Origin of the sequence: Nocardia sp. JMUB6875 (assembly GCF_041154655.1) — a bacterium.
In the GTDB taxonomy this organism is placed as follows: Bacteria; Actinomycetota; Actinomycetes; order Mycobacteriales; family Mycobacteriaceae; genus Nocardia.
On sequence record NZ_BAAFGR010000024.1, the window covers coordinates 52,682 to 62,609 of the forward strand.

The 9,928-nt window shown below is 68.1% G+C and carries 12 protein-coding genes; 4 read left to right on the forward strand and 8 right to left on the reverse strand.

Going from position 1 to position 9,928, the window contains the following annotated elements:
- Positions 1-16 precede the first annotated feature (16 nt).
- A complete protein-coding gene (locus ACAM49_RS08915) occupies positions 17-1,195 on the forward strand; it encodes an AI-2E family transporter (RefSeq protein WP_369634973.1) in 1,179 nt (392 codons plus the stop codon).
- Here the strand turns inward: ACAM49_RS08915 and ACAM49_RS08920 are convergent, their stop codons facing one another.
- Entirely contained in the window at positions 1,196-2,281 is a 1,086-nt protein-coding gene (locus ACAM49_RS08920) for a dihydrodipicolinate reductase (protein ID WP_369634974.1), read from the reverse strand.
- Positions 2,281-3,282, reverse strand: a complete 1,002-nt coding sequence (locus ACAM49_RS08925; protein ID WP_369634975.1) for a Rieske 2Fe-2S domain-containing protein — start codon at positions 3,280-3,282, stop codon at positions 2,281-2,283. Before ACAM49_RS08925 ends, ACAM49_RS08920 begins: the two co-directional genes overlap by 1 nt.
- A 110-nt stretch (positions 3,283-3,392) precedes the next feature.
- Here ACAM49_RS08925 and ACAM49_RS08930 point away from each other — a divergent pair, with 110 nt between their 5' ends.
- Entirely contained in the window at positions 3,393-4,007 is a 615-nt protein-coding gene (locus ACAM49_RS08930; protein WP_369634976.1) for a TetR/AcrR family transcriptional regulator, read from the forward strand.
- 82 nt (positions 4,008-4,089) lie between these two features.
- Here the strand turns inward: ACAM49_RS08930 and ACAM49_RS08935 are convergent, their stop codons facing one another.
- Positions 4,090-4,410: a multidrug efflux SMR transporter gene (locus ACAM49_RS08935; protein ID WP_369634977.1), complete on the reverse strand. Its 321-nt coding sequence runs from the start codon at positions 4,408-4,410 to the stop codon at positions 4,090-4,092.
- A 38-nt stretch (positions 4,411-4,448) separates the two neighbouring features.
- Complete coding sequence (locus ACAM49_RS08940) at positions 4,449-4,829, reverse strand: multidrug efflux SMR transporter (RefSeq protein ID WP_369634978.1); 381 nt, start codon at positions 4,827-4,829, stop codon at positions 4,449-4,451.
- 137 nt (positions 4,830-4,966) lie between these two features.
- Here ACAM49_RS08940 and ACAM49_RS08945 point away from each other — a divergent pair, with 137 nt between their 5' ends.
- Complete coding sequence (locus ACAM49_RS08945; RefSeq protein ID WP_369634979.1) at positions 4,967-5,416, forward strand: MarR family winged helix-turn-helix transcriptional regulator; 450 nt, start codon at positions 4,967-4,969, stop codon at positions 5,414-5,416.
- Positions 5,417-5,455: 39 nt separating this feature from the next.
- Here the strand turns inward: ACAM49_RS08945 and ACAM49_RS08950 are convergent, their stop codons facing one another.
- Together ACAM49_RS08950 and ACAM49_RS08955 are read right to left on the reverse strand one after the other, a co-directional pair.
- Positions 5,456-6,337, reverse strand: a complete 882-nt coding sequence (locus ACAM49_RS08950; protein WP_369634980.1) for an alpha/beta fold hydrolase — start codon at positions 6,335-6,337, stop codon at positions 5,456-5,458.
- A gap of 65 nt (positions 6,338-6,402) precedes the next feature.
- On the reverse strand, positions 6,403-6,885 hold the full coding sequence (locus ACAM49_RS08955; protein WP_369634981.1) for a nitroreductase/quinone reductase family protein: 483 nt from the start codon (positions 6,883-6,885) through the stop codon (positions 6,403-6,405).
- A gap of 408 nt (positions 6,886-7,293) precedes the next feature.
- On the opposite strand from ACAM49_RS08955, the gene ACAM49_RS08960 reads away from it, so the two are divergent.
- Positions 7,294-7,803 (forward strand): hypothetical protein, encoded by a 510-nt coding sequence (locus ACAM49_RS08960; RefSeq protein ID WP_369634982.1) that lies wholly within the window; start codon positions 7,294-7,296, stop codon positions 7,801-7,803.
- Here the strand turns inward: ACAM49_RS08960 and cbiE are convergent.
- Both cbiE and ACAM49_RS08970 read right to left on the reverse strand, forming a co-directional pair.
- Complete coding sequence (gene cbiE, locus ACAM49_RS08965) at positions 7,800-9,065, reverse strand: precorrin-6y C5,15-methyltransferase (decarboxylating) subunit CbiE (RefSeq protein WP_369634983.1); 1,266 nt, start codon at positions 9,063-9,065, stop codon at positions 7,800-7,802. The genes ACAM49_RS08960 and cbiE overlap by 4 nt on opposite strands.
- A complete protein-coding gene (locus tag ACAM49_RS08970; RefSeq protein WP_369634984.1) occupies positions 9,062-9,823 on the reverse strand; it encodes an SDR family NAD(P)-dependent oxidoreductase in 762 nt (253 codons plus the stop codon). Before ACAM49_RS08970 ends, cbiE begins: the two co-directional genes overlap by 4 nt.
- Between the last annotated feature and the right edge of the window lie 105 nt (positions 9,824-9,928).

Consider the following 9,928-nt stretch of genomic DNA (forward strand, 5'->3'; position numbering starts at 1 on the left):
CCGCTACGTTGGCGGTGTGCCAGACGAGACGACCACCAGCGCAGCGGGCGAGCCAACTCCGGACGACGGCCCGCCGCCCCCGGACACCAAGGACGACACCGCGATCACGCCCGACCGGCTGGCCGCGGCGGTGCTCCCGGCCTGGCTGCCGCGCGCGTACCTGCTGGCGGCGGCCACCGTGGCGGGGGTCGTCATCACCTTCTGGGCGTTGATGCGCCTGCACGGTCTGCTGACGGTGCTGGTGGTGTCGCTGTTCCTGGCCTTCGCCATCGAGCCCGCGGTGAACTGGCTGGCGGCGCGGGGCTGGAAGCGCGGAGCGGCGACGCTGTCGGTGTTCGTGGTGGTGACCGGGGTGCTGGTCGGATTCGTGTGGACCATGGGCGAATTGGTGGTCGGGCAGGTGACCATGCTGATCAAGAACCTGCCCGAGTACACCGAGAGCACGGTCACGTGGGTCAATTCCACGTTCCACACCGATGTCTCGGTCACCGATCTGACCGATCGCTCCTCGGAGCTGAGTTCGTCGCTGCAATCGTGGGCGCTGGGCTTGGCCGGGGATGTGTGGGGTATCGGGACCACCGCGCTGGGCGTGCTGTTCCAGGGTTTGGGCGTGCTGCTGTTCACCTACTACTTCGCCGCCGACGGGCCGCGCTTCCGCAATGCCGTGTGCTCACTGCTGCCGCCGCGGCGGCAGCAGCATGTGCTGCGCGCCTGGGACATCGCGGTCGAGAAGACCGGCGGCTACCTGTATTCGCGTGCACTGCTGGCTTTCTGCTCGGCGGTGGCGCACTACATCGCGATGCGGGTGCTCGACATTCCGTCGGCGTTCGCGCTGGCGCTGTGGGTGGGCGTGGTGTCGCAGTTCATTCCCACCGTCGGCACCTACCTCGCGGGCGCGCTGCCGGTGATGGTGGCGCTGGCCCACAGTCCGCGGACGGCGCTGTGGATCCTCGGATTCATCGTGGTGTATCAGCAGTTCGAGAATTACCTGCTGCAACCGCGCATCACCGCGACCACCCTGGACATGCATCCCGCCGTGGCCTTCGGCGCGGTGCTCGCGGGCGCGGCGTTGTTCGGCGCGACGGGTGCGCTGCTGGCGATTCCGGTGACGGCCACCGCGCAGGCGTTCCTGTCGGCCTATGTCCGCCGCTACGACGTCGCGACCCCGGAGGTGGCGGCCACCGGCAAGGCGTGATCAGCGTTTGAAGCGGCCCGCGAAGGCGCGCAATGGCAGATCGGCGCTGGTGATGATGCCCGGGCGCGCGGCGACCACGGATTTGATCGAATTCAGGGCCGGCAGGCCGGTGACGGTCATGCCGATGGAGGCGAAGTTCTCCGGATCGGACAGGTCGAAACCCCTGGGCGGCAGGATCATATGCTTGCTGTAGATGGTCGGATCGCCGATGACCTGGGTGATGTAGCAGCCCTTGATGTTCCACGACGGTTCGGTGTGCGGGGTCATCTGCCACTCGAGGTGGGTCTCCACGCGCGGCACGCCGTCGACCATGCCCTGGTATTTGATGTAGTTGGCCCCGAGCGAGCCCTTGGGCAGGAAGTACCAGCCGAGATCGATGTCCTTGGTGCACGCGCCGAGCTCGTAGCGGAAGGCCACCTCGTCGAGTTCGAGGCCGAAGGCGTCGGCCATCAGATAGACGGAGTCGGCGAAGACCGCGGTGTACTTGTGCAGTGAAGCGGGAATCGTCGGATCGTCGATCGGGCGGCCGTAGCCGACGGCCTTCCAGGTGTCGACCGAATGATGGCAGGACACGTCGACCGATTCGGTGACGGTGACGTTCTCGATATCGGCGACGTCGGCGGTGTGCACGATACTCAGAATCTGCGCCAGACCGGGATTCATGCCGGTCCCGTAGAAGGTCGAACCGCCACGCTCACAGGCGGATTGGATGACCTCGCTGACCTTGCGGCCCGAGGGATGCGGATGATTGGTGTCGCGGTGGAAGCCGGTGATCCAGTCCGCGGTGGTGACCACGTCGATTCCGGCTTCCAGCACCCGCTCGTAGAGGTCCTCGTCGGGGAACACACCGTGGAAGGTCAGCACATCGGGCCGGGCCTCGATGATCTCCTGGACAGAGCCGGTCGCGACCACACCGATCGGTCCGATGCCCGCGATCTCACCGGCATCGCGACCGATCTTCTCCACCGAATAGCAGTGCAGACCGACCAGTTCCAGGTCGGGATGATTGCGGATGCGGGAGATCATCTCGGTGCCGACATTGCCGGTGGCGACCTGGAAGACCCGGATCTTTGCCGCGTTACTCATCAGGACAGGGCCTTTCGATCCTCGGTGGGGTAGAACTGGCTCGCCCAGGCGCGCAGCGCGGTGAACCCATCGAATTCCTTGCGCGACAACGCCGGTGGGTCCGAGTAGCGCTGGTGCGCCCAGATGTGGATGTCGGCTTCGAACTGCTCGATCACGTAGTCGGCCATCGCCTTGCCGTACGGGCTAAGTTCCTGGGAGTCGTCGCCTGGCTTGCGGCCGATCCACACGGTGAATCGGACATCGCAGGTGTGCTCGTCCACCGGTGTCACCGCCGGCATGGTGCGGTTGTCGACCATGCCCCAGCTCTTGGTGATCGAGCAGCCCAGCCCGGCATTGATCGATTCGACGCCGCTGTGCACGTCGTCCTGGGTCACCCCGGCGTCGAAGGCGATGGTGAAATCGACATAGGACACCGGCCCGGAGAAGTCGTGACGGGTGAACTCCGGCACGAACGGTGTCTTGTGCACGAACTTGAAGTGCGCGAAATCGACGCCGTTCTCCAGCACGTACTGCGGATGCAATTCCAGCCCCGGCCGATACAGCGTCGCCGCCGGGACCGGCGGATAGTAGTCGGCGGCGGTCTTGCCGTCACCGAAGGCCGCGAACAGGTCCGGCACCTCGAAATACGGTGACCTGCCGTCGATGTCGAACCAGATCCACACCGCCTCGTTGCGTTCGACGACCGGATAGGAGCGGATGCGGCGGCCCTTGTTCGGATGGCTCTCGTACGGGATGCAGACATTGCGTCCCTCGCGGTTCCATTCCCAGCCGTGGAACGGGCACACCAGGTTCTCGCCCTCGACGTGACCGCCGTAGCCGAGATGGGCGCCGAGATGCTCACAGTAGGCGTCGAATACGGCGACCTGCCCCGAATGCGTTCGCCAGGCGACCATTTCGCGCCCGAAATACTTCATGGTGTGCACGGCCCCGGCCGAAATCTCACTCCCCCAGGCCACTTGGAACCAGCCGGTCGGCTGCATCGGCAGCGGCGGTTTGGCCATTCGATCCTCCCGGGCCCATCGGTGTGATTCACGGTAGAAGCCGCGAACACGAAATACAAGAGCCTTCTATCAAACTTGATCTCGCAGGTCAGCGGCTACAATCTGGCTTCGTGACTGAGGCGGCAGGTACGCGGCGCGCGAACCGGCGCGGCATCCGATCCCGGGAGAGCATGCTCGAGGCGGCCATCGCCTCGCTCGCCACCGGCGACCCGGCGGCGGTCTCGGGCAACCGGATCGCCCGCGATATCGGCGCGACCTGGGGTGTCATCAAGTACCAGTTCGGCGATATCGACGGCCTGTGGGCCGCGGTCCTGCGCCACACCGCCGACAAGCGCGGCGACCTGCCCGCCCGGCTCGCCCGCGAGGGCACCCTGCACGAGCGGGTGCGGGCACTGATCCAGGCGATGGCCACCGGCCTCCGGCAGCCCGAATCGCTGGCCATCGAAACCCTGCGCGCCGCCTTGCCGCGCGATCACACCGAGCTCGAACGCGACTTCCCGCTCACCGCCGCGGAGCTCGCCTCCTGGAAACCCAACTGGGACAACGCCTGCCAGCACGCCTTCGCCGATCTCGAACTCGACCCGGTCAAGATCCGCAAGGTCGCCGCCCTCATCCCCGCCGCCATGCGCGGCATCACCTCCGAACGCACCCTCGGCACCTACGGCGATCTCGACGACGCCCTCGAAGCCCTGGTCGGCGGCATCGTCTCCTACCTCGAACACTGAGTTTCGGCCTGCGACGCACCGAACCCGCAGCGGTGCGCCGGAAGGCATTGCACCGCAGCGGGTTCCCGGACGGAACCGGCGATCAGGCGCCGGAGGCCAGCCGCAGCACCAGGGCTCCGGCGATGATGGACGCGAAGGCGACGACCTTCGGCGCGGTGATCTTCTCCTTGTAGATCAGGGCGCCGAGGACGACCGTGCCGATCGAGCCGATGCCGGTCCAGATCGTGTAGCCGACACCGACATCCAGTGTGCGCAACGCCAGGCTGAGCGTGAAGATGCCGCCCGCGGCGGCGAGCAGGGTGAAGACCGAGGGCCACAGCCGGGTGAAGCCCTTGGTGGCATTGGTGCCCAGCGCGAAGGCGATCTCGAAGACGGCGGCGATCAGCAGGTAGATCCAGGACATGATGGTGCTCCTCGAAACAGATTCGGGTGGAACGGATTTCAGGCGACGGGTGCGGCGTCGAGCTGGTCGGCGGCGGTGTCGAGCTGCTCGGCGCGCGCGGAGAGCTTGTCGGCGATCTTCAGGCCCAGCACTCCCCCGATGATCAGGACGAAGGCCAGCGCCTTGGCGGGCGTGACGGCCTCGTGGAACACCACCGACCCGAAGACCACGGTGCCGACCGAGCCGATGCCGGTCCACACCGTGTAGCCGACACCGACATCCAGCGATTTCAGCGCCAGGCTCAGGAAGAAGATGCCGCCCGCGGCCGCGGCGGCGGTCAGCAGGGACGGCCCGAGGACGGTGAAGCCGTGGGTGGCATTGGTCGCCAGCGCGAAGACGACCTCGAAGACGGATGCGATGAGCAGGTAGACCCAGGCCATGGGAATCAATCCCCTCAGTAGTTGTATGTATGTGCAAGTTCTTTCCTCGCGAGAAAGATCATGCATGTACATGTAAACTCGTGTCAAGGCCGACGGCGAGAAAGTCCGGTGGCCGTTCAGCCTCGAGGAGGACAGCGATGTCAGCGCAGGTCGAAGTCACGCAGGTCAGCAATGACGCCACGGCGTGGAATCGGATGCTGATCCTGCACGCGCACGTGGAGAACCGGCTCGCGACCGCGTTGCAGCGTCGGCACGGGCTGGGTCTCTCGGAGTACCGGGCACTGAGTGCGCTCGATCAGGCCGAGAACGATGAGCTGCGCATGCAGGAGCTGGCCGACAAGATCGGCCTGAATCAGAGTTCGGTCACCCGGCTGGTCGGCCGATTGAACGCGGCCGAGTTCACCTATCGCGATCTGTGCCCCGATGACAAGCGCGGCGTCTACACGGTGATCACCGATGCCGGGCGGACCCGCTATCAGCAGGCCCGCGACACCTACAACGAGACGCTGACCGCCGCCCTGGACGAGATCGCCGCCACCGATCCGGCGATCGCCTCGATCCTGGCCACCGCGCGCGAAACAGCCTGACCGGCAGTCTTTTCCGACAACACCCGGGCGACTGAGCGATCAGTGCTGGTCGGCGAGGGACGCCAGGATGTCGGCGGGGCGATCGACGAAAAGGAGATGACCGGCCCCGGAGACGACGTGCAGACGGTTGTGCGGCAGTGCACCGGCCAGGCGGTGGGCATCGTCGACGGGCACGTTGCCATCGGCGTCGCCGTGCCAGATCTGTACGGGGACAGTCACATCCGAGAGTTCGAAGCCCCAGTCGCGGGTGAAGACCAGGCGGATGTCGGTGGCGAAGCCGCGGCTGCCCTGTTCGAAGCTGCGGCGCAGGTTGTCCTCGAGTTTGGCGGTCAGTTCCGGATCGCTCTCGACGCGGTCACGGTCGACGGGCGCCATCTGCGCGACCAGACCGGCGACACCCTTGTGGCGCCGGATGACCAGGGACATCTCCATGGCCATCGGGTGGACCAGAAAAGGCACGCGCCGCAGGACATTCAGCCCCCGGCGCCGCCTGCGCGCCACCGGATCCAACTCGGCGGCATCGGTCTGCTCACCGGCCGGGGCGGGCGCGGAGACCAGGGCGACGCCGGTGACCCGATCGGGCAGCCGTGCCGCGATGGCCAGCGCGTACGGCCCGCCGCCGCTGACCCCGATCACCGCGAAGCGCGTCAGCGCCAAGTGATCCGCCAGCGCGGCCACCGTGTCGACCCAATCGGCGACCCGCTCCCCCGCCGGGAGCGAGGATTCGGCCATGCCGGGCCGGTCCACCGCGATCACCCGGATCCCGGCGGCGATCCCGGCCTCGTCGAAAGCCTCACCCTCCAAATGTGTTCCGGGTACGCCGTGGCAGTACAGCACCGGTATCCCCTGTCCCGCACCGTACTCGGCGTAACTCACCCGGCAGTGCGGCAAAGCAATCGTTCGCGACGCGGCGGCACTCACGCCGACCACCCTAGGCGAAACCGGCCGCCAACAGGTCAAACAACCACGTTCCAAACGTGGTGGCGCTAGCGCGGTTCCAGAATGACGACCGGTATGGTCCTCGACGCGGCACGCCGCTGATAGAACCCGAAGTCCGGCACCATCGCCACGAATCGCGGCCACAGCCGGTCGCGTTCGGCCGCGTCCGCCACCCGGGCCCGCACCGCCCGCACCTCACCGCCGATCTCGATGGTGGTCTCCGGATGCGCGAGCAGATTGTGATACCACCCCGGATGCTCCGGCTGTCCCGCCTTCGACGCCGCGACCGCCACCGCCGCCCCGTCGGTCACGTACATCAGTGGTGAGGTCCGCCGGATCCCGCTCTTCGCTCCCACGTGTTCGAGCAAGAGAATGTGCCCCCGTGGGTGCCCGGGCAGGTGTCCGCCCAGCCGCCCGCGGCTCCAGCGGTATACCCGCGCATGGATCTTCGCTGTCCGCCGCCCCGCGTATACGCCCCGGCTGTTCGCGAACTGCGACACAGCCGAGACGAATCGACCCAGTGATGCCATGCGGCCAGTAAACCGCACCGGGCGCTCCTCGATGGGCGCGAATCATGCGCCGACCGCATTCTCAGACCAACCGGTATCGATAGAGCGATCGCTCGGCTACGCCGCCGCGGCCGTCTGACCAGTGTCGTTGCCAGGGTGCGCGAATTTCTGGAGTATCGAAGGGGATCGGCTGCGGCCGATCGAGATGTGTTGGGGCAGGGTGGCCGACGGTGGTCGTGTGGCGAACTCCGATGGGCCGCCCTGTGTGTCGCGCTTGCGCTGGGCCATGGCGTGGACACACAGTGAAAAGGTCGCGTCGCCAGATTGAGCGAACACACGGCAACCGTCGTGGGAGGGGTTTCCTCTTCCGGTTCGCTCCGCGCCCGACACCGATTCCAGATGGATTTCGGCACGGAAGGATCGAAGGCGATGACAGACCTGATGATTGACCCGGCGGCCGCCCGGACGCAATTCGCCCAGCCCGCGGCCACCCCGGCACCGCAACCACGGCAGTACTCCCCCGCGGCGCGCGTATGGCTCGAGGCCAAGACGGTACTGGTGACCAGGGTCGTCGGGCCGGGGCAACTGGTGACCACACCGCGGCTGGTGGTCCCGATCGGCGACAACGGGCTCGCCTTCCGGACGTCCTCGTACGCCGCCGAATCCGAACAGCTCGCGCACGACGGCCGGGTGCTGGTACAGCCCGGGGACTGGCGGGGTAATCCGGTGGTCGGGACCCGCCAGTTGCAGGGCGTGGCGCGGCTGGTCGGCACGGGCACGCTGGTGCCGCGCGTACAGGCCGAGATCGAGGCCAAGTACCGCTGGCGCACCTCGCTCGCGCGCATGGCGCATCGCATGGCCAACGGCTCGGCGCCCTACGGCAACCTCGTCGTGCTCGTGACCGTGTTCGAACCCGGTCCCCTCGCCCTCCCCTATTAGCCCTGCGCCATCGGCGGTTTCACGACCGACCACTGGGTGACCGGCAGCTGGGGTCGCCACGCGGTGAATCCGCCCAGCGGTTCGGCGCGGTAGGTCTGGAATCGGCGCAGCGCACCGCCGTGGCGTTCGGCCAGGCGCAGCAGCAGCGCGTCGGATTCGGCGGTGACCGCGCTCGCGACCAGTCGTCCGCCGGGTCGCAACCGTTCCCAGCAGGCCTCGAACATGCCGTCCTGGGTGAGCCCGCCGCCGATGAAGATGGCGTCCGGTGTCGCGGCTCCGTCGAAGGATTCGGGCGCACCGCCGCGCACCTCGATGCGCGGGACGCCGAGACTCGTGGCATTGGCGGCGATCTGCTTGCGGCGCGCCTCCATTCGCTCGAAGGCGATGGCGTGGCAGGCGGGATGCGTGCGGCACCATTCGATGGCGATGGTGCCCGAACCGCCGCCCACATCCCAGAGCAGTTCCCCGGGCGCGGGCGCGAGCGCCGACAGCGTGAGGGTGCGCACCTCGGACTTGGTGAGCTGGCCGTCGCCGCCGTACACCTCGTCGGGCAGGCCGGGGATCCGAGTCAACCGCGGCGCCGCCGGGTCCGCGGCACAGTCGACAGCGACGATGTTGAGCGCGTCTCCAGGCGCGTGGTCCCAGCCCGCGGCGGTGCCGCTCAGCACACGTTCATCCGGCCCGCCGAGCTGCTCGAGCACCGTCAGCGCCGAGTCGCCGAACCCGTTGCGCGCCAGCAGCTCCGCCAGCCGCGCGGGCGTGTGCTCATCGGAGCTCAGCACCAGAACCCTGCGCCCGCCGGACAATTCGGGGAGCACCGTCTCGACGGGACGGCCGACGGCGCTGACCACCGGCGTCTCGTTGAGCGCCCAGCCGAGCCGCGCGCAGGCCAGCGACGCCGAGGAGGGCTGCGGCAGCACCCGCAGCGCCTGCGCGCCAACCAGTTTCGTCAGCGTCACCCCGATGCCGAAGAACATGGGGTCGCCGCTGGCGAGCACACCGACCCGGCGCGCGGCGTAGCGTTCGAGCAGCCCCGGCAGCGCGGGGACCAGGGGCGAGGGCCAGGGCACCTGCTCGGCCGAGGTCATCCCCTCGGGAATCAATGCCAATTGCCGTGGGGAGCCGAGCAATACCTCACAGTCGGCGATCTCGCGCCGTGCCGCGCCGCCCAGCCCGTCCCAGCCGTCGGCCCCGATCCCGACCACGACCAGGGGCCGCTCGGGTCCGTATCCGCCGACCGTCTGCCCCGGGGTTCCACTCATCGCCGCGCCCGCCGCCACAGCGCGTACGGCGTGAACCGCATCGCGGTGAACAGCAGCCGAATCCGGCGCGGCACATCGACATTCCGGGCGCGCCGGTACAGCCCGGACACCACGGCGTCGGCGACCGAGTCCGGGGTGCTGGACATGATGGCCGGTTTCATCCCGGCCGTCATGCGCCCGATCACGAAGCCCGACCGCACCATCAGCAGGTGAACTCCGCTGCCGTGCAACGCCATCTGCAGTCCGGAGGCGAACCCGTCCAACCCGGCTTTGGCCGAGCCGTACACGTAGTTCGCGCGCCGCACCCGCACGCCCGCGATGGAGCTGAACACCACGATCTGCCCGTCGCCCTGCTCGCGCAGCAGGTTCGCCAGGCTGGTGAGCACGCTGACCTGCGCCACGTAGTCGGTGGTCACGATTTCGACCGCGTGCGCCGGGTCCGCCTCGGCGCGTGCCTGATCACCCAGGATCCCGAAGGCCACCACCGCCACCCCGATGCGCCCGTGCTCGGCGACGATCTTCTCCAGCAGCGGCTGATGGCTGCCCAGATCGTCGGCGTCGAACTCCACGCAGTGCACCGCCGCCGCCTCGGCGATCATCAGTTCGCGCGCCTGCTCCTGTAACCGGTCGCTGCCCCGCGCCGCCAGAATCACCACCCGGCCGGGCGACAGCCGTCGCGCCACCTCGAGGCCGATCTCACTGCGTCCACCCAGCACCAGCACGACGCCCTTGTCGACGTCCCGCGATCCGAAACCCATGGCCCACAGTGTGCCACCCGGGCACCGCCGTCCGGTGCGCCCGACCGGGGATTGCTAGCGTCGAATCATGACCAGCACCGCCGCCCGCCCCGAACTGTCCCCCGC